The sequence below is a fragment of the Winogradskyella algicola genome, from assembly GCF_005869935.1.
Taxonomy (GTDB): domain Bacteria; phylum Bacteroidota; class Bacteroidia; order Flavobacteriales; family Flavobacteriaceae; genus Winogradskyella; species Winogradskyella algicola.
This window is the reverse complement of sequence record NZ_SZQF01000008.1, coordinates 63649-85261: the sequence shown is the minus strand read 5'-3', so window position 1 is coordinate 85261 and position 21613 is coordinate 63649. Positions and strand designations below refer to the sequence as shown.

Annotated in this window: 16 protein-coding genes; 4 read left to right on the top strand and 12 right to left on the bottom strand. The window is 34.0% G+C overall.

Annotated elements, in window-relative coordinates:
- The first annotated feature begins 186 nt into the window (after positions 1 to 186).
- Positions 187 to 1998, top strand: a complete 1812-nt coding sequence (locus tag FC091_RS12555) for a tetratricopeptide repeat protein (protein ID WP_138434613.1) — start codon at positions 187 to 189, stop codon at positions 1996 to 1998.
- A gap of 5 nt (positions 1999 to 2003) precedes the next feature.
- Here FC091_RS12555 and bshC read toward each other — a convergent pair whose 3' ends face one another.
- On the bottom strand, positions 2004 to 3605 hold the full coding sequence (gene bshC, locus FC091_RS12550) for a bacillithiol biosynthesis cysteine-adding enzyme BshC (protein ID WP_138434612.1): 1602 nt from the start codon (positions 3603 to 3605) through the stop codon (positions 2004 to 2006).
- A gap of 116 nt (positions 3606 to 3721) precedes the next feature.
- On the opposite strand from bshC, the gene FC091_RS12545 reads away from it, so the two are divergent.
- The 3 genes from FC091_RS12545 to FC091_RS12535 all read left to right on the top strand — a co-directional run bounded on the left by FC091_RS12545 (position 3722) and on the right by FC091_RS12535 (position 9692).
- Complete coding sequence (locus tag FC091_RS12545; RefSeq protein ID WP_138434611.1) at positions 3722 to 6202, top strand: M14 family metallopeptidase; 2481 nt, start codon at positions 3722 to 3724, stop codon at positions 6200 to 6202.
- Between the two features lie 22 nt (positions 6203 to 6224).
- Positions 6225 to 9053, top strand: a complete 2829-nt coding sequence (locus tag FC091_RS12540) for a M16 family metallopeptidase (protein ID WP_138434610.1) — start codon at positions 6225 to 6227, stop codon at positions 9051 to 9053.
- Between the two features lie 267 nt (positions 9054 to 9320).
- A complete protein-coding gene (locus FC091_RS12535; RefSeq protein WP_138434609.1) occupies positions 9321 to 9692 on the top strand; it encodes a VOC family protein in 372 nt (123 codons plus the stop codon).
- Here the strand turns inward: FC091_RS12535 and FC091_RS15300 are convergent.
- The 11 genes from FC091_RS15300 to FC091_RS12475 all read right to left on the bottom strand — a co-directional run bounded on the left by FC091_RS15300 (position 9689) and on the right by FC091_RS12475 (position 21608).
- Complete coding sequence (locus FC091_RS15300) at positions 9689 to 10873, bottom strand: GNAT family N-acetyltransferase (protein WP_262708978.1); 1185 nt, start codon at positions 10871 to 10873, stop codon at positions 9689 to 9691. The two genes, FC091_RS12535 and FC091_RS15300, sit on opposite strands and share 4 nt — an antisense overlap.
- A gap of 47 nt (positions 10874 to 10920) precedes the next feature.
- On the bottom strand, positions 10921 to 12105 hold the full coding sequence (locus FC091_RS12520; RefSeq protein WP_138434608.1) for an alpha/beta hydrolase-fold protein: 1185 nt from the start codon (positions 12103 to 12105) through the stop codon (positions 10921 to 10923).
- A gap of 9 nt (positions 12106 to 12114) precedes the next feature.
- Entirely contained in the window at positions 12115 to 12870 is a 756-nt protein-coding gene (locus tag FC091_RS12515) for a hypothetical protein (protein WP_138434607.1), read from the bottom strand.
- Positions 12871 to 12879: 9 nt separating this feature from the next.
- Entirely contained in the window at positions 12880 to 14208 is a 1329-nt protein-coding gene (locus tag FC091_RS12510) for a gliding motility protein GldB-related protein (protein WP_138434606.1), read from the bottom strand.
- Between the two features lie 11 nt (positions 14209 to 14219).
- Entirely contained in the window at positions 14220 to 14642 is a 423-nt protein-coding gene (locus FC091_RS12505) for a GNAT family N-acetyltransferase (protein WP_138434605.1), read from the bottom strand.
- Entirely contained in the window at positions 14642 to 15049 is a 408-nt protein-coding gene (locus tag FC091_RS12500) for a GNAT family N-acetyltransferase (protein WP_138434604.1), read from the bottom strand. Before FC091_RS12500 ends, FC091_RS12505 begins: the two co-directional genes overlap by 1 nt.
- Positions 15050 to 15226: 177 nt before the next feature.
- Complete coding sequence (locus FC091_RS12495; RefSeq protein WP_138434603.1) at positions 15227 to 15565, bottom strand: n-acetylglutamate synthase; 339 nt, start codon at positions 15563 to 15565, stop codon at positions 15227 to 15229.
- 227 nt (positions 15566 to 15792) lie between these two features.
- Positions 15793 to 17823, bottom strand: a complete 2031-nt coding sequence (locus FC091_RS12490) for a leucine-rich repeat protein (protein ID WP_138434602.1) — start codon at positions 17821 to 17823, stop codon at positions 15793 to 15795.
- 51 nt (positions 17824 to 17874) lie between these two features.
- Positions 17875 to 18432, bottom strand: a complete 558-nt coding sequence (locus FC091_RS12485; RefSeq protein WP_138434601.1) for a hypothetical protein — start codon at positions 18430 to 18432, stop codon at positions 17875 to 17877.
- Between the two features lie 252 nt (positions 18433 to 18684).
- Positions 18685 to 19422 (bottom strand): LytR/AlgR family response regulator transcription factor, encoded by a 738-nt coding sequence (locus FC091_RS12480; protein WP_138434600.1) that lies wholly within the window; start codon positions 19420 to 19422, stop codon positions 18685 to 18687.
- The gene (locus FC091_RS12475; RefSeq protein WP_138434599.1) at positions 19422 to 21608 is read right to left on the bottom strand and encodes a tetratricopeptide repeat protein; all 2187 of its coding nucleotides are present in this window, start codon (positions 21606 to 21608) and stop codon (positions 19422 to 19424) included. The genes FC091_RS12480 and FC091_RS12475 overlap by 1 nt, the downstream gene beginning before the upstream one ends.
- Positions 21609 to 21613 lie beyond the last annotated feature (5 nt).

The window sequence follows — 21613 nt, the reverse complement described above, 5'->3', positions numbered from 1 at the left end:
GATTTTCAACAAAATAGGTCATGTCCACCTTTTGTCCACCCTTAAAAAAAGTTCTTATTTAAAAAATTAGAGATATTTATTATTGATGGACAACGCAAAAACCTAAAAACTTAAAAAATTGATTTACAGATATTTACAATTTAAAAATAAATACAGTTATCTTAGATAACCTAACAGCCAAAAACTATGAATAATTTAACTACTCCCTCTGATGTCCCTTTTTTAAAAAAAGTGACTAATAAATTCTTTAAGGTGGACAAATGTCCCACTCTATTAATTATCACCTTTGGGATAATTACACAGTTTGGTTTCAGTCAAAATCAGAAAAAAGTCGATAGTTTATTAAAAGTTGCATCAACGCAAAAGGATACGACTCAAATTATTACTTATGCAATGCTTTGGGCAGAATATCTTTATGTAGATCCATTAGCATCAAAGCCCTATTTAGATAGCACCATAGTATTGTCTAAAAAACTTGGCAATAAAGAGTTTATAGCACGTACCACAAACTATTTAGGTGTGTATCATAATATGACGTCTCAATACGAAAAATCACTTCCTATATATGACGAAGTTATAAGACTATATACTGAACTTGGTGACACAACACAAGTCTGTGCCGCAATGAATAACAAGGCAAACTCTTTGCGAAGCTTAGGTCGTTATAATGAGTGCCTAGAGACCCATATGCAAAGCTTAAAACTAAAAGAGAAAATCGGTGATACACAAGAAAGTATCGCTGCAAGTTATTGGAATATTGGAAACATACAAGGAGATATTGAAAACTATGAAATTTCAAATTCCTATTACACAAAAGCAAAAGAAATCTATGAAAAATTGGGGGCAACAGGTGATTTAATCAATATAAAATCCCTCATGGCAATCAACCTTAAAGGTATGAAAGCATACGAGAAATCTAAATCTGTGTTGCTAGAGGTAGAACCTTATTATAAAGAAAAAAATTACAATAATGATCTAGCAGGACTATATGACAATTTAGGTTGGATTCTTACTCAGCAAGATAGCTTAGATCGTGCAGAAAAATACTATAACAAAGCCTTAGAAATTAGTAAACAGTATGGTGAAAAATCATTAATAGGCTTAAACTATAGACATCTTGGCGAACTTTACAACAAAAAAGGTGAGTACAGAAAAGCACTTAGATACATGAAAGATGCACTTCAAAACGCAGAAGAAACTGGTACTCGCAAAAAAAAGATTGGAGACTTATTAGAAATTTCTAAAGCCTATGCTGGGTTGGGTCGTTACAAAAAGGCGTATGAATATCATGTCGATTACCACAAACTTCATGATGAGATTTTAGGTGAAGAGAACATAAAAAAAATGAATGAGCTAGAAATTCAATACCAAGCTGAAAAAAAAGAAAAAGAACTCATCATCAAAGAAAACAAAATTAAACTTATAGAAGAACAAAGACAGCGTGCAGAAACCACGCAACTATTCTTAATTATATCGCTCTTTGGAATATTATCTCTTGCATTTGCTATTGTCTATGGTTTACGTCAAAAAATGAAACGTAACAAAATTGAACGTGAAAAATTAGATAATGACTTAGCCTTTAAAGAAAAGGAGCTAACCACGCATGCATTACATCTGGCACACAAAAATGAAGTACTATTAGATTTAAAAGCTCAATTAAAGGAACTAAAATCTGAAAGTCCAAATTCTAGAAACTACCAGAAAGTCATTAACACCATAAACCTAGACATTAACAACGATAATAATTGGGAACAATTTAGAACCTATTTTGAAGATGTGCATACCGATTTTAACTCTAAAGTAATAAACAGTTACCCAGAAGTGAGTAATAACGATTTACGATTGATGTCTCTTTTAAAAATGAATTTATCTTCTAAAGAAATCGCCAATATCCTCAATATTTCAACTGAAGGTGTAAAAAAAGCACGTTATAGGTTACGTAAAAAACTGAATCTAACCAGTGAAGATTCGCTACAAGAATTAATATTGACATTATAACAAGCCTACATTGTAATAATAGTAAACTCACCTTTTAAAGGCTGTAGATGTTTCTTTAATTCTGGGATTAAAACATCGCCAAACTCAAGATACAATTCAGAAAAATTAATATTACGCTCTTGGAGGCTTTGTCTTGGAAATAATTGTTCTTGTAAGTCCGTACAACGCTCTATTTGATCTTTCAACTTTCGTTTTTGTGCTTTAAGCAGACGTTTTTCAAGATGTTGCAATCCATTGATTTGCTTTACTTCTTGAGCTTTTACAGCTCCTAGAAAGGATTTATCTGTTTGTTCAGCTAATTGGTACAAGTCCTTAAATTGCTGTTCTAAATGTGTTATCTGATCTGAAAAATCAACATCAATATTAGAAATCTGTCTTACCTTCTTATTAATAAAGGAACTTCTATTCAAAAACAAATCAGCATCGGAAATATTGAGTTTCTCCAATTTTTCGGCTTGTTTTTTTGTTTTTACTAAAGCTGAATTTCTCAGCAATAACATCGGAAATGTAACGTTTTGCGCTTCAAAATTAGATTTCAACTGTAACCAGTAAATCATTTCTCCGCCTCCGCCTATGTAGCACAAATTTGGAAGAATAACTTCTTGGTATAGAGGACGCATAATGACATTTGGTGAAAAACGTTCAGGATATTCATGTAAGTGATCTAAAAGTTCGTCTTTATTCCAAGTAATTTCGGTTTCTAAGACTTTAAATGTATCATCTTCAAAGACAATACGCTCACGCAAACCTTCATAGATATAGAACAAATTGATTTCCCTAGGATTTACTTGAATTTTCAAACCTAAATCCTCTAATTTTTTATTAGTTTCAGAAACTGTTCTAAAAGCTGACTGCTCAACCAATTCCGTTTGCATTTGCGGAATAAACAAACGCTTTAATTCTCTATCGTCTGCATCAATAATTACCAATCCATATGCACCAAACAACGCATTTGCTAAATACCGAGTGGCATCTGCTAGATTATCATAATTGAGATAAGCATTCTTAAACCAAGTTTTTAATTGCTCTGCAAATGTCCCAGAACCAAATTCCGCCGCAACAACCTCATAGACATCCTCTAAACCTTTGGTATTAAAATGACCAACAGCACCTGTTTGCTTAGAATTCCACTGAATCTTTTTCCCTTTGTAATTGAAATAATTGATTTCGTCAAAATCATGATCTTCGGAAGCCATCCAATACACAGGCACAAAATTATAATCAGGATATGCTGATTTTAATGCTTCAGTTAAATTGATGGTTGAAATAATCTTATATAAAAAATACAACGGTCCTGTAAACAAGTTTAACTGATGACCCGTTGTAATGGTAAATGTGTTGTCAGATTTTAAGCTTTCAATATTATTCAAAGTTAATTCTGAAGTCTTAACGTTTGAATATTGATTTTTTAAAGTTTCAGAAAGAATCTTTCGATGAGATTCAGAAACAAATTCAGAATGGCACTTTTCTTCAATCTGAGCTTTAAAGTTTTCTAAAGTCGGGAAACGGTTATACAGAGGTTTTAATTCTGGTTTTTGATCTAAATAATCACAAATAAAATCAGAAAAATATCCGGTTGCTCTAAACGGAATACAGTCAGTTGGCATAAAGATTACTATTATGGCATAAATATAAGGTACTTCTATTTTTTAACTGCTAATTTTTAGTTAATTCAATTTCACGAACTATCTTTACTAGCTTTGAAATAAAAATATCATATTTAATGCAAAAACTTCTTTTAGTCGTATTGGTCGCTTTTGGATGCTTAACCTTAACATCAGCACAAAATCTTCAATCACCTAGCACATTTTTAGGATACGACATTGGCACACAATTTAGTCGTCACCATCAAGTTGTAGATTATTTTAAGTCTGTTGCTGAGGCTGTTCCCAATAATGTAAAAATTGAACAGTACGGAACTACAAATGAGCGCAGAGCGCTAATATTAGCTTATATTTCTTCTGAAGAAAACATAAAAAATCTCGAAACAATTTGTGAGAATAACTTAAAAAATACTGGACTTTTAGAAGGCAACCCAACCAACACTGATGTTGCTATTGTTTGGTTAAGCTACAACGTGCATGGTAACGAAGCATCGAGTTCTGAAGCTGCAATGTTAACACTGTACAAATTACTCACTGAACGAAAAGACTTGTTAGAAAACACTGTAGTTATTATAGATCCAGGTATTAATCCAGATGGTCGCGATCGTTATGTAAACTGGTACAACGAAACTAAAAGCACACCATACGACATTGATCAACAAGCCAGCGAACACAAAGAACCTTGGCCAGGTGGACGACCAAATCATTACCTATTTGATTTGAATAGAGATTGGGCTTGGGTCACACAAATTGAAACTCAAGAACGCTTAAAAGTTTACAATAAATGGATGCCACATATCCATGTCGATTTTCATGAGCAAGGCCCAAATGAACCCTATTATTTTGCACCTGCGGCAGAACCTTTCCATGAAATTATTAGCGATTGGCAACGCGATTTTCAAACGCTAATAGGAAAAAACCACGCTAAATATTTTGATGCAGAAGGTTGGTTATTCTTTACCAGAGAACGTTTCGATTTGTTTTATCCAAGTTATGGTGACACCTACCCTACATACATGGGAGCTATTGGCATGACTTATGAACAAGGTGGCCATGGTATGTCTGGCTTAGGCATTTTGAATGATGAAGGACATGTACTAACGTTAGTAGAACGTTTAACGCATCACACGGTTACAGGACTTTCAACGGTTGAAATGGCTTCAAAAAATGCAAAACAACTAAATACTGAATTTGCAAAATTCTTTGACAATAGTGATTTAAAATATAAAAGCTACGTCGTAAAAGGCAACCAAGACAAAATAAATAGTCTAAAAAACTTACTAAATAAGCACGAGATTAAATTTGAAAATGCTAATAATGGGAAAGTTTCAGGTTATGACTATACCAATGGCAAACAAGGTACTATGTCGGTTGATAATAATTCTCTCGTAATCCATACCAATCAACCAAAAGGCAAAATGATTAAAGTTTTGTTTGAGCCTAACGCAAAATTAAACGACTCACTAACTTATGATATTACGGCTTGGTCTGTCCCGTATGCTTACGGTCTCGATGCTCTAGCCAGTACATCTAAAGTCAGTAGCACTAAAACTTACGAAGGTAAAATGCCTACTGTACTTTCAAAGGCTTATGGCTACGTTAGTAAATGGAATTCACTAAAAGACGCACAGTTTTTGGCAGATTTACTAAAGCATGATTTTAAAGTAAGATTTACAGAAAAACCATTCTCTTCTAATGGTGAAAAATTTGATAGAGGTTCATTAATTATCACACAAGGCGATAATAAACAACTTGAAGATTTTCTTGGCTTATTAAACCAGTTAAAACAAAAACATAAACAAGATTTAACTCAAATTAACTCAGGATTTTCTCAAACCACACCAGATATTGGTTCGCCAGACATTAAGTTAGTGAATAAGCAGAACGTTGCTGTATTATCTGGCGAAGGCACTTCTTCTTTGAGTTATGGTGAAATCTGGCATTTCTTTGAGCAACAATTACATTATCCTTTAACTTCTATCAATACAGACAATTTAAGCAGAACCAACCTCAGCAAATACAATGTGCTTATCATTCCGAATGGCTATTACGGAAGTGTGCTAAATGATACTAACATGCAGAAAATTAAGGATTGGGTACAAGCAGGCGGAAAAGTTATTGCCATTGATGGTGCACTTAGAAGTTTTGCTGGTAAAGATGGTTTTAGTTTAAAGTACAAATCGTCAGACAACAATAATAGTAATGACAATCTAACACCTTATGCTGAACGCGAGCGCGAATATACCAACAACCTTATTACTGGTGCTATCTTTAAAACTAAAATAGACAATACACATCCAATGGCTTTTGGTTATAGTAAAGATTATTTCACCTTAAAACTAGGCAGTTCCGCTTATGATTTATTAGGTAGCGGCTATAACGTTGGGCATTTAGCAGACACCAAAGTGTATTCTGGTTTTGCTGGTAAAGATGCACTACCAAATTTAGAAAACACTTTAGTTTTTGGTGAAGAACGAAAAGGCAGTGGCAGCTTCATCTATTTTGTAGATAACACCTTGTTTAGAAGTTTTTGGGAAAACGGAAAATTATTCTTGGTGAATGCCGTTTTCTTTGTGAATAATAATGCGTACGAATTATAACAATCATCAATCAAAATACATTATGAAACCAATCAAATCTTTATGTCTAAGTCTATTTGTCTTAATAACTCTATCTGCTTGCAAACAGAACGACACCAAAGAGACTTCGCCAGAATTTAAAGTCGATTTTGAAAAATTCACTTTAGACAACGGCTTACAAGTTATACTACATGTAGACCGATCAGATCCTGTTGCGGCAGTGGCATTAACCGCACACGTAGGTTCTGCAAGAGAAAAAGAAGGCAGAACAGGTTTTGCTCACCTTTTTGAACACTTATTATTTTTAGAATCTGAAAATTTAGGTAAAGGAGGCCTCGACCAGATGAGTGCACGTATAGGTGGTTCTGGTGCCAATGGCTCTACAAGTAGAGATCGCACCAATTACTTTCAAACCGTACCAAAAGATGCCTTAGAAAAAATGATCTGGGCAGAAGCAGACAAATTAGGTTGGTTTATCAATACGGTTACCGAACCGGTATTAGCAAAAGAAAAAGAAGTCGTTAAAAATGAAAAACGTCAGCGCGTAGACAATCAGCCTTACGGACATAATTCTGCTGTGATTAACAGTAATTTATATCCTGAAGGCCACCCTTACAGTTGGGAAGTTATAGGCTCTCTCGAAGATTTACAAAATGCCACCTTAGAGGACGTCAAGGAATTTTTTAGACGTTGGTATGTACCAAATAACGTTACATTAACCATTGCAGGCGATATTGACGTAGAACAAACCAAGGCTTGGGTAAAAAAATATTTTGACGAAATTCCCAGAGGCGAAGACATTCCTGCATTAGAAAAGCAACCCGTAACTTTAAAATCTACCAAACGCTTATTTTACGAAGACAATTTTGCTAGAGCTCCACGACTAACTATGGCTTGGCCTGGTGTGCCTCAATACCATAAAGATTCATATGCTCTAAGTGTGCTTACTAACTATTTATCTAACGGGAAAAAAGCACCTTTAAACAAAGTACTTATCGACGACGAAAAGCTAACAGATAATGTTGTATTTTATCAAAACAATTCAGAATTGGCAGGCCAATTAATGCTCAGTGTTACAGCCTTCGACCAAAAGGATTTAAACGCAGTTGCATCTGCCATAAAAGACGGTTTTAAGGATTTTGAGCTTAATGGTATTTCAGAAGACGATCTTAATCGTATTAAAGCAGGACAAGAAACGGATTTCTACCAAGGCCTATCGAGCGTTTTAGGCAAAGGGTTTCAGTTGGCACAATACGAAATCTTTGCAGGTGACCCAGATTTCATAAATCAAGATGTAAAAAACATACTTGCTGTAACACCTAAAGATGTGATGCGCGTTTACAATAAGTATATTAAAAACAAGAATTTTGTAGCAACAAGTTTTGTACCAAAAGGTCAAAAGAATTTGGTATTAGACAATTCGCAATTGGCAGATATTAAAGAAGAAAACATTATTGAAGGCGCAGAGGACACATTCGATCCGAGTGTAGCAGCTACTTACGAAAAAACACCAAGTAGTTTTGATAGAAGTATTGAGCCGCCTTATGGACCAAGTCCAGAATTGAATATTCCAAAAGTTTGGAAAAAAGAATTAGACTCTGGTATTTCAGTGTATGGCATCGAAAATAGCGAAGTGCCTCTGGTACAATTTGAAATACAAATAACAGGTGGTTTATTATTAGAAAACAAAGACAAAGTAGGTGTCTCTAACCTATTAGCCGACCTTATGACAAAGGGCACCAAAAACAAGACTACCGAAGAACTTGAAAACGCCATTGAAAGCATTGGAGCAAGTATCTATACCTATGCCACAGAAGATAACATCACCATTGCTGGTACAACGCTTTCTAAGCACTTTGATAAAACCATGGACTTGGTTACTGAAATCTTATTAGAACCGCGTTGGGACGAGACCGAATTTGAACTTTTAAAGCAAAGTACCATAAGTAGCATTCAACGCAGTAAAGCCAATCCTAACAGCATTGCTGCAGATGAATTTTCAAAACTATTGTATGGAGATCATAACATTTTAGCATACAATAACAGAGGTACCGAAGCCTCAGTGCATAGCATTGACATTTTCGATTTAAAATCGTATTACAATAAAAACTTGTCACCGCAATTAACCAATGTGCATGTTGTTGGTGCCATATCAGAAACCGAGGTTATAAACGCTTTGGACAACATCAATACGCAGTGGGAATCCAAAGCCATTGAAATTCCGGAATTACCAATGCCATTGTATCCAGAACAATCAACGGTTTACTTCTATGATGTACCTGGTGCCAAGCAATCTGTAATTCGTTTTGGCTATCCATCGTTAAAAGCCACGCACAACGACTATTACCTTGCCAATGTTATGAATTATCGCTTAGGTGGAGGTAGTTTCGCCTCACAGCTCACACAGCAATTACGCGAAGGTAAAGGGTACACCTATGGTATCCGATCTGGCTTTTCTGGTTCAGAATATATTGGTGAGTTTACCATAAGTAGTGGTATACGTACTAATGTCACTTATGAAGCAACCGATCTCGTAAAACAAATTTTAGAAGACTACGGAAAAAATTATAACGAGGAAGACTTAGACATCACTAAAGGCTATACCATAAAAAGTACGGCCAGAGCTTTTGAAACACTTGGTGCCAAACTTAACATGCTCAGCAATATTAGTAACTATGGCTATGCAGATGACTACGCTAAAGCACAAGAAAACATGGTAAAAGCACTGACCGTTGATGATGTTAAAATGCTAATTGAAAAATACATTAAACCCAACCAAATGGTATATTTAATTGTTGGCGATGCTGCCACACAATTGGATAAATTGGAGGCTTTAGGTTTTGGAAAGCCAGTGTTACTAAATGGCAATTAGCAACTTTGTGTAGATTGTTCGATTAGAATAATAAAATTTGTATTTCTTCAAGCTCAGTAGAGCTATCGAAAACTATTTGCTATAATGCTTCTCGATACAATTCCTCATGCTTCGGAATCACTCGAAGTGACGAAACGCATAACAATCAAACTTAAATCGTCAGTTCGAGTGATTTGTGAGTGTGCGAGCAAATAGTATCGAGAACTAACGTATTGACAATAACATTTCATACCTTGTAAGACAAGAACTAACTAAAATCAAAACACTATGAAACTCGGTGCATTCTCAATCAGTCTCGCGGTTAAAGACCTTAACGCTTCAAAAGCTTTTTACGAAACCTTAGGCTTTACTGTATTTGCAGGTGATCTGGACAAAAATTACCTCATCATGAAAAATGAGTCCACATTGATTGGTTTGTTTCAAGGTATGTTTGAAAATAATATCCTTACGTTTAATCCTGGCTGGGATCAGGAGGCTAATACCTTAGACAGCTTTGATGATGTTAGGGACATTCAAAAACATTTAAAAGCTAAAGGTATCACCTTTGCCAGTGAAATTGACGCTCCAGAGTCCGGACCTGCAAGTTTTGTAATCTTAGATCCTGATGGTAATGCCATTTTGGTAGACCAGCATATTTAAGTTAGGGCTTTTTCCATAGCATAAAATGGATACTTTCGCTCTGGGAAATAAATATGACCTCTAACAACGTAATCTCGATTTTTATAAAACGTAACAACGGGTTTGTTCTGGGTATATGCATCTAATCGAATAGACGTGTAGTTGTTTTGCCTTCCGAATGCTTCTGCAAAATCCATCAATAGTTTAGCAAAACCTTTATTTTGACTGTTAGGATGAACAACGAGTCTGTGAATTACCAATACCTTAGCATCATTAAATTGCCAATCTATCGTTTTGTATTCAGGCTCTTGAAGTTCACTAATGTTTATGGCACCAATGATTCTGTCATTATTTTTCAGGACATATAATACCTTACTTTCAAGGTCATTTTTAATAATCGAGCTTTTGGGGTAATTGTTTGTCCATTGATAAATTTTGTCATTTTCTAACCGGTCTTTTGCTTTGTTATACATTTGAAATAGAACATCTAAATCTGCAAGAGTGCCTTTTTCAATAGTGAGCTGTTCTTTTTCTGAATGTCCTGTTTCAGTATCATAAATAAGAATACCTTGATGTGTGGTATCTAATTGAGAAACTCGCTCGCCTTTTGCATTCCAAACTGTACTTTGACCTGCACTTATAAAATTATCGCAGGGACCAACACAATTAGCCATTATGATGGGTATGCTATAGGTTTTTGTCATTTTAGAAAAGAACTGATTGGCTTTGTCTATGCCTGTTTGAGGCTTAGCAACACTAGCGATATAAACATCAGCCTGTTTTTTTATAGCATTTACAAAATGCGCTTCTTGAAGTGTTTCATAGCAAATACCGAAAGCAATCTTCTTTTCTTTAATAGTAAAAATAGTTTGCTTATCGCCATTTACAAAGTAGGGCAATTCATCTGCGTGTAATATTTGTTTAGAATAGACCGAACGTGCTTTGTTAGGTTGAAATATGAGCAAACTGATTTGAATTCCACCAGTCGCCATTATTGGCATACCAACACCAATGACGATTTCATTTTTGTTAGATAGCTCCTGAAAGGGATTAAATAGCTTATCCTCTACTTTTGTGGCCAGTGCTTTGGCTAATTGAGGTTCGTAATTGGTTATAGATAATTTTGGAAATATGATAATATCTGCATTTAATTTTATTGCACGTTCTACAAATCGTAAATGATTTTCAATATTTTTTTGAATGTTTCCTTTTATGGATTGGGTTTATGCGATGCAGATTTTCATCTGGTTTATTTTTTTAGACTTTCGAGTTCTTTTATTAAGTCATTTTTTTCTTTTTCAGAATAGAATTGAGAGTTTGCCAATGATGCATTAAAGCGTTCTATAGTATCCGTAATATCTTGATTCAATACCATTTGTGCATCCATAATGTACAAATAACCTTCAGAAAAATTGGGATAAGATAACAGTAATAACTCCCATGCTTCAATAGCATTTTTATAATCGTTATTGTTATAAAAAAACCACCCTTTTCCGTTTAATATGCCTAATGAAAAATCTAAGTTAGTACCATAATGATTTTTGACATTTTGTTTTGATTGAAAAAACACATCGATGCTAGAGTTTAAAGGTTCAAAAAAAGCAAATTGTTCTATGGACCAATACTCAAATATGTCGTATAGTGCCTCTGCAATGCCCAATCCTGGCACTGCGTGATGAAAAGCTCTGGGAAAATAGGTGCCTTTGATATCTATTTTTGAATTTTTGAATTGTTTTTCAGCTGTTTTAATAGATGCGTAGTCCTCGGGATAATCCTTACCAATGGCATAGCGATAATATTTCGTATGGATTATGTTATGGGTTTTTAATGCAGATATGGAATCCATTAAAGATACATTTTTTTGGTTAAAAAAAGGATCTAGAGCTATAACTGCGGAAAGGCTATCACTATATTTTGTAAACATCGCTGTGGTAAAATGTCCATACCATGAGTGGCCAATTAACAACCTAAACGAATTTGCCTTGTATTTTGATTCTGCTAGAGCAATAACTTCCTCAAAGAGGAATTTTTCATTTAGATGTGCTTTTCCGCTTGTAGATGATTTGGGGCTTTTTGCTTCACTTATTCTTCTGGAATTGTCGGACTCAATACTGATTATAATTGCGCGAGGCATTTGTTCCGAAGCCGTTAAATAATCTATGGTGTTAATGATCTGGTTGTGGCTTCTTTTATTTTGTTGATCAAAAATTATAATTAGTGGATATTGCTTTGGGTTATTTTTTTGCCAATCGTTAGGTAGAAGAACGGATATCTTTTTTTCGTAACCCAAACGTGTAGATACAAAAGCGGTATCTATTTTTGATTTGTAAACGCTATAATTTTGACAATAAATTGTATTGGCAGTAATTAATAGGAACAAAAAAATAAAGAATGTGTTATTTATTTGTTTAAGATGGCTTTTCACTCGAGTCATTTTTACTTTTTAAATAGCTCCTTTTTGATTGAAAAAGGTAACCACATCATCATCTTTGGTTAGACTTTCCGTAAAGTTTATAATAGTTTCAGAAGTTAATTGTGGGCTTTTAATTTGAAAAGACCTGAATGTACCATCTTTTTGTGGTGCAATACCTATGGTTTTACCAAAATTGAGATGGAATAATCGCGTATTTATAATAGCGTAGTCATCGCCTTCAGCAGTTTTAAAAGCTACATAATCAATGGTGGTCGTTTTTGTTTTTACAAATCCCTGAGCCAGATAATCGGGATGATTTCGAGATATGGCTATGTTTTTATTGAGGTTGTAATTTTCAGTATCTAAGGTATCGGTTAGCACCAAAAGTTGAAAAAACACGTCGTTATGCTTATCGCCTAGTCGTTTTTTATTGATTTCATTTTTTGCCACAAAAAAACTATTCATTACCACTGTTTTGTTGCCAACTTTAAAATCCTCAGTTTTATTGCCTAGGCCTTTAAAGCTATTTTTCCCTAAAAGCTCATACTTAGGCACTGGGAACACACCAATCTCAAATGGGCCAAATTCACCAATACCAATGAGTTGCTTATCGTTTTCAAGCATTTGGTTGTCCCAAGTTGTCGTATCGTTTCGGTTGTTTAAATACTGTTCTCTTTTTTGTTGATTCCAAATTGTACGCGCCTCATCGCTTTCTAATTTAGAATTGTTTTCGACATTACTGCAACCAATGCTTATACAGCAAAAAAATATGATAACTCTTTTCATCTGTAACATTTATTCATTTTCTGTTTTAAACTCTATTAAATAAGGCTTTAAAGGCCTGTTGTCTGACGTTCTAAAATTGTTTGTAATGTAGATTTGATAGGTTTTATTAGGCTCTAAATCAACCGGAATTGTCCAAGATTTGTTGTCCTTTGTCCATTTTCTTCCGTTTAATGTTCCATTAGGGAAGGCATCTCTTCCCAAAGGCCCTAAATCAACGCTAGTGCGATAACCATCTAAAGCTTCTGAAAATTTTATGGTTACGGTTTTTAGTTTTGGATTAACATTTTGGCTCTTGTTCTCAAACTGCTCAATACCTACGACTGTTGGTCGTTTGCTTTCAAAATTTTGTTCCAGCGCATCTAAAGTAGCAGAAAAATAGTCTGCTTTTTGAACAAACGCTTCAATTTCTGACTCGTTTTCGTAATCGAGCTCTATCATTGTTTTAATAGCTGCTTGTTTATCTTCTGCTTGGTTATAATAATTTTCACAAATCTGATAGCCTACATAATAGCCTAAATCTCGCATACCAAATTCGTTGGGTGCATCTCCATTTAACCATTTATCAAAATTAGCGACGTAAAACATTTCATTTTCAAAGACTTCTCTAATGCGGTTGGCATTATTTTTTCCGAATTTAATTTGCGGATTTGGCGATGGTTGGTTTAGTGCTTTTACGGTGACAAATTCGGCAACGCCTTCATATATAACAGAAGATAATAAATTATAAACCCTAGGTTTTTGTTGTGTATGCACGTACTCGTGGATGTTTAAAAACACTAGATTTTTTTTGGGGTTGGTAGCAAAATATGATTTTACATACGATAGGTTTTCAGGCAATTCACTTGTATTGGTATTTGTATCTGCCATTGCCAATTCTGAACCAATCAGCACCAAACTATCAATCGTTGTGCCTGGTGTACGAAAGGCACCAATAGAGAAATAGATTTTTGCGGATTTTAGTTCTGGATAGATGGTTTTCAGTTTTTCAATACCCTCTTCTAGTTGAGTGCCAACCTTAGCTATTTGTAATGTGTTTTGTCTAATTGAATTCCAAAATTTTGGATAGGTATTAATGGCATTTATGTATTCTTCTGCTGTATATTTTCTTGCTTCTATAATACCTTCTAAACCTGCAGTGCCTTTATCTAAATACAAACTATCTAAGTACTTATATTGTAATACAGAATCTTGGGTAGTTATGATTTGGTCATACGCTTTCCAGAAGTTTGTGACATCGGTAGTAACAACATTATCACTCCTCACACTTTCTTTTGAGCTATTTTTGCAAGCCGAAAAAAATGCTAATAGCGCTATTATAATTATGGTTTCATTTTTCATTCTTAGATTTTTTAGGACTCACAATGCTCTTTAAACTGTTTATCGTCTTTAGGGAATATGTAAGCCGATGTTTGCTTTTTCCAACCGATTTTTTCATAAAAGCCTTCTTTGTTTGGTGCAGCCGTCAATGTGATAAAATTATAACCTTTTAATCTGTTTTTTAATGCATTAACGATTTGTGTTCCTATGCCTTTAGATTGGTATTTTGGATGCACAACGACATCAACGAGCAACGCATAGTATTGACCATCATCTACTGTTCTGCCAAAGCCAACAATAACATCTTTGTCTTTTATAAAACAGGTGACCGCACTTTTTTTGAATGCTTTTTCTATGTCTTTAGGGTCTCGCGTTCCCCAATTTACAAGTTGGAACAGTTCTGAAATGTCTTTCCAATTTATGGTGTCTAGATTAGTATTTATGAGTACTTCCATTACTTTAAATCGGTTTCATCGGTTAGTAAAAAACAGGCATTGTGTTGCGTCATCCCAATATGCGGATAATAGTCAACTGCTTTTGGTGCAGCTAAAAGAATAGTTGTGGCTTGTGGTGTGGCTTGTTTAGTTAATCTAATCAACTCCTTGCCTATGCCTTGTTTTTGATAGGCTGAATCCACTGCCAAATCTGACAGGTATGTACAATACACAACATCGGTTACAGATCTTGCCACACCAACGAGTTTATCTTTATCTCTTGCAGTAATGATTAGGTTGGCATTATTGACCATGGCTTCAACTCTTTCAAAATCATCTACTGGTCGTCTTTCGCCAAGGGTTGATTTGATGAGTAGTGCTTTAAACTCAAGTGCAGATAAATTGTTTTCAGTTTGATAGGTTATCATATTTTTGTTTTTTTATCACTTATTTACTCATTTTAATCGAAGCCACCTCATTGAAGCTGACAAATTGTATTAAGAACAAACTGATGTTTTAAATACCGCTTCTCGATACAAATTTTTCTCATTTCAATCGAAAAATTCACTCGAAGTGACGAATTTTGTCAAAATTCTCAAAAGGTTCTATTGTTCTTCTAATATCGATTTGCCTTTAGATTTGTGTCCAGACGTCCATTGCCAACTTTCATGTAGTCGTATTTTACCATTCTCTAGAATCTCTGGTTTTGATTTACAAATGCCTGTCATCAACTCGCCTTTTTCATTGATTTGATGGTAACGCATATCAATGTTGCCGTTTTCATCAACAATTCCGATTAAATGGCCTTTCTTTATTCTTCCGTCAGAGTATTCTGAGGTCAATATGTTTCCAACTTGCTTGTACAGAAAAATAGTTTCATTTGATGTTTCTCCGTTTTCTGAATTTTGAATTGGAACAAAGGTTCGGTTGTTATAATTAATCATTAGTAATTTCTTGAGTTTTAATGATTGTTGGTTATTAAAAAAGACCTTCAAAAGTAAAAAAGCCACAATTATAAAATTAATAATCCCTCGATAATCAATTCTTTAAAATTGTGACTTTTTTATGATGTAGTTACAGGCCAATAATAAAAACTACTATAAGCACATAGAATAAAGTCAAAAATAACTCTAACTTATATTTATTTATCAGCTTTGTCATCGATAAATAGTTATTTAACAATAACCTTTTTTACTACAGTACCTCTATCAAAATTCAACTTTAGGATATAAATGCCTTTCGCCCAAGTTTCAGTTGAAATATTGAAGGTATTACCAGTAGCTATTTTAGCACCAGTGAGCGCATAGACTTCATAACGGTTTAATTGTAAAACTTCATTTGTAACTATTTCTAATCTGCTTTGTTGGGTAATTATCTTTACCGTATTGCTTAACTCAAACTCATCAATACTTAAAGCATCTTCGGTAACAGGGTTAAAACCTGTCCATAAAGCCCCTGGATCTGTAACGTAAGCACCCATAGTGCCTGGTGGAATGTGTAAAGCAATATTACTACGATCAAAAGCAAATGTATCATTAGTACCAGTTGTGATTGTTGGCGGTGTTGTGGCTAATGAGGTTACGCTAGCTAATGGGTTATTACCAAAAGCCAACAACCCAATAAATGTAACATTACTAGGGATGGTAACATTTGACAAATTATTATCTACAAAAGCACCAATACCTATATCAGTGACATTAGCTCCTAAGGAAAGATTTGTAATAGAATTAGTTGCAAAAGCAGTGGTACCAATAAGTGTAACACTATCTGATATGGTTACACTGGTTAAGTTATTTGTATTAAATGCCGAAATTCCTATTTCAATAACACTATCAGGAATAATTACACTTGTAAGACCTATGTTTTCAAATGCAGAATCATCAATCCTATTTACATCAAAAATGTTAGAACCTGCCGTAACTGTTGAGGGTATGACTACATTGGTGCCATTAGCTGGGTCGTAATGTGAAACTTCAACTGTTGTTGGAGACGTAGCTTCAAAAACCATTTTAAAACCTGTCCATAATGCACCAGAATCTGTAACATACTCTTCTGTTGAATTATTTGTTATAACTAAGTTAATATTACTTCGGTTGCTTGAGAAAGAATCATTACTACCTCCTGTGGTAATTGATGGTGGTACTGCACTTATAGAAATAATATTATTTAGAGGATTTCCTCTAAAAGCTTGATTACTGATACTAGTTATACTGCTAGGTAAGGTAATATCTGTTAGGTCATTATTTTTAAAAGCTCCTAAACCTATATTAGTAACACCATTAGGTATAGTTACATCAGTTAGGTTGTTATTTTCAAAAACACCTAAACCAATATCTGTAATACTATTGGATAACACAACATTAGTTATTGAATTTTGAAAAAAAGCATAAACACCAATTGTAGTTACACTATCAGGAATTGTCACATCTATTAGACCATTACCTTGAAATGCCTGATTTCCAATAGCAGTAACTGTGAATACTTTGCTACAACTTGCTGTAACTGTTTCTGGAATATTTACAATAGTACCTCCAGTGGTATCATAATCAGTAACCTCAACAGTAGCAGGCGATGTAGAGGTTACTCTAAACGTTATGGAATCCGTTATAAAAGTATCGTTAACACTCAATCCTTCTGTTAGTGATTGAAAACCCGTCCATGTTGCATTCGCATAGGTAGTACTTGTTCCACTAGGCACGACTACATTTATATTGCTACGTGTTCCAAAACTGAGATCACCAAAAGTATCTGAATTACCTCCAGTAAATATTGTTGGTGGTGTGGTAGCTTCTGAAACCACGCAAGTTAAAGCGTTATTACCTGCAAAGGCTTGAGACTGAATAAATGTGACACTGCTAGGAATGACTATACTTGTAAATGAGTTACCAAAAAATGCCCCAGATCTAATTTCAACAACAGAGTTTGGAATTACTACTTTAGTTAATTCGTTATTTAAAATATTAAATGAATTAGTGTGAATTATAGTTACATCAAAAGTTGTATTACTATAGTCAACCGTAGCTGGAATAATTACTTCACTGCCGCCTCCACTAAAATCATAATCTCTTGTCATTACAGTATTAGGTGTTAATGAAGTAATCTCATAGGTTATAAAATTATCTATGAATTGGTCGCCAACAGATTGGGAAAAACCAATTGTGGAAACACAAAGTGTTATTAAAATAAGTAGTTGTTTTTTCATTTTATTTTGATTTTAAGGTTCAAGTAAATTTGTTGTTATTTTATCGGATTATTAATCCATTTTAATAAGGTCGCCATTTAAGGTATAGTAAAAACTAAAGGTGGTGCCTCCGTTTTCTGGTTTAAGGTTAATCATGTACTTGGCTTTTGAGATATCACCTGTATCTGGAAAATTTAAAGCGGCAATACTCAAGGTTGGATTGTTAAGTTGTTTTTCGTCCTTAAGCTTCTGAACAGATGCTTCCACGAGCTCACCTAGTTTAGATAGACTAATAGTTTTACCTAATTGAAACATATAATCACTTGCTTTTGTACCATTCGGTACTTCTACTATAATATCAGAATTTTGTTGCCATGTATCTTGAGTAAGATTCCATTGACCCATTTTTAACGATTCTGGGTTTTCTGTAACGGTAACACCTATAATATTGCCTATAGATTTATTATAGCTAATTGTTAAATCGGTGTAATAGGCGTCATCGCCAAATTTACTTTTCAGTTTGTTTTCAATTTCTGTAAAGCCTTCTTTGGTTGCAGGAAGGTTGCTTATAGAATCGCTACAGGACACTAATAATGTTGAAGTAACGATAATGGCTAAAAACAAGCTCATCTTGTTATGTTTTGGGACATTGTAATTCATTCTACTTTAGGTTTATAGAATAAATGTATGTTACAATTGTGAAGAAAAAAATACCAAAACTATTTCCAATACTTATTAATCAATAAGCGTGATAGTATAGAAAATATTCGTGAAACTATGTATTTCGCATGTCAACTAGTTCTTGATATATCCCAACATTTACTGACGGAACACTCAAACTGATGTTACAAATCAATTGAATACTCAAAAAGAGCTGTTATTTTAGTCTGAATTTCGATTTAGAAAAGCGGAAACAAACTGATCTTTTTTACGGGAAGACACAGGAATTTTTTTACCGTTCTTAAGATGAATCACACCAGATTTATCATATTTATCTATGAATTTTAGATTCACCATAAACGATTGGTGTGACCTTATAAAATTAGCATCGTTTAAACGCGCTTCAAATACTTTTAATGTTTTTGAAACCAAATACTTTTTACCATTATTGCAATAAAACGTGGTATATCCTTTATCGGACTCGCAATACATTAACGCATCTAAATCCACGACCTGAAAACTATCTTGAAGTGATAATATTAGTTGATTACCCTTTGTGTTCCAAACTTGTTTTGCAACATTAATCTGCTCCTTTTGTTCAATAACGGTTAACTGTTTCACTTTATTGAGCGCTACTTTTAACTCTTCAATATCAACAGGTTTTAAAAGGTAATCCACAGCACCCATTTTTAGAGCCTTTAAAGCAAACGCTTCATAAGCCGTAATAAAAATGACTTTAAAATTAAGGTGTTGTGTTTGTTCTAAAAATTCAAATGCATCGCCATCAATTAGGTTAATATCCAAGAAAATCAGTTCTGGCTTGCAAGCATTGGCTACAATAACCGCTTCTTTTACAGATTCGCACTCGCCTACTACTTTTACATCTGTATCAACGAGTTCTAAAAGATTAAGTAATCCTTTTCTTATATAGGCTTTATCTTCTACTATGATTGATTGCATTAGGCGACTTCTTTTTTATAAGGGATTACCAATGTTACTATGGTACCTTGTTCATTATAGTGTTTTCTGTCTTCAATATGTACAGAACCATTAATATCTAAATCTTTAGACAACATTTTTAATCGCTCCGAGGTTATCGTTGTTGCTAACGACTTTTTATCTTTTCGCTTAGAACCGTTTTCATAATCAATGCCAACTCCATTATCTGCTATTGTACACACCAATTTCTTATCTACATAACGCAACTTTATATCTATTCTTGGGTTAGTATCCATATTAACAAAAGCATGTTCTATGGCATTTTCTACAAAAGGCTGAATGAGCATTGGTGGTATTTGAAATAATTCAGTATCGATAGAATTATCTACCAGAATCGTACACTCGTAAGTATCGTTTTCTAAATTTTGAAGTGTTAAGTAATCTTGGACAGCAGTAAGTTCCTGAGACAACAACACCGTTTTGTCTCTAGAATTCTCTAAAGTAATACGTAAGAGTTTAGAGAATTTAGAAAGGTATTGCACAGATTTCTTATCTTCTTTATTTAAAATCATGCCCTGCAACACTGATAGTGAATTAAAAATAAAATGTGGTGTCATTTGAGAGCGCAATAGCTTTTGCTCTATAATTGCAGTTTGCGTCTTGGATTTTGCATTTTTCAATTTCTGATTAAACATAATCGCTCCCAATAAAATGGAAAGTAGCAATACTCCGATAATTGCCCAAAGGTAATTGCGCTGCGATTTTTGTAAATCTTGGGATGTTGCCTGAACCGTTTTTGTGAGTTTTAACTCCCTAATGTTTGCTGAGTCTAAGGCTTGTTTGTATTTATATTCAGCTTCAAGTCGCGCTATTTTTTCTAGGCTTTCAATGCTAAACAGACTATCATGCAATACTTTATACTGTTGATGGCTAGAAAGAGCCTTTTTGTAATTGCCCAAGCCTTCATAAGCTAGAGATTGTAAATATTCAGCTTTTTTTTCAATTTCGAGTGACTCTAATTCATTACCATTTTTTTTGCTTTTTAGAGCATATTCCAATCCTTTTCTAAATTCTTTTTGTTTGATAAAAGTTTGTGACATTCCCAAATAGTTATGGGCCAATCCCAATTTGTGTCCTATTCTTTGATTAAGTTCCACAGCTTTTTCAAAATAATTTCGAGCAATTATAGGTTTGTCCAAGAAAAAATATGCTTCGCCTATGTTATGGTAACAAAAGGTAACCGTATCTAATTTATTGATTTCTAAGCTTACTTCTAATGACCTGTTGAAAAACACTAAAGCCTTATCATAGTCTTTCTTACGTAAATATAGATTACCTAAATTCATGTTAATGATAGCCATTGATGGTTTGTTATCCATTTCTGTAGCATAAACTAGTGCCTCTTGTAAATAATCTAATGCGATATCATCCTTATTTAATTCTATGTATAATTCACCTAAATTACCTAATGTTCTTGCTATGGCTAGTTTGTCATTATCTTTTTTCCTAGAATCGAGATATTTATTATAATATTCAATGGCTTTAGCGTATTTACCTTGATATCTATACACTACACCTAGATTGGAATAGGTTATGTTTAGCGTTTGTTCATCAACAATATCAGCTCTTGCAATAACTTGCTTATATTGATTAATGGCCTCATCATAGTTACCTAACTTGGTGTAAATGTTTGCTACCCTATTTAAACCTTGAATCAATTCTTGTTCATTTCCAAGTTTCTCGTATATTTCTGTGGCCTTCTTGTAATCTTCTATAGCTTCATCATATTGTGCCAAATCAAAATGAGTGATGCCAAATGCTGTGTATGTAGCTGCGATACCATTTTTATCACCTATTGATTCATAATACTCTTGTGATTTTTTAAATAGCTCTAAACTTTTTGCATAATTAGATTTACGGTTTTCTAAAATCCCATAGAGATAACTAGACTTTGCCTTTCCTTTGGTATAATTGAGACTATCACTTAATTCAACCACATCTTCTAAGCAAGATAGGGTTAGTTTTAAATCACTTTGAAAACTTGAAAAAGCCAAACTATACAGCAAATTAACATGTGTTGTATCTTTTGTTTTATGATTGCGTAATTCTAGCTTTAGACTATCAATAATCTTGTTCTGAGAAATAGCAACAGAACAATAGCCCATTATAAAAAGAAAAAAAAGTGACTTAACGAGGTGCGTTCGCATAATTT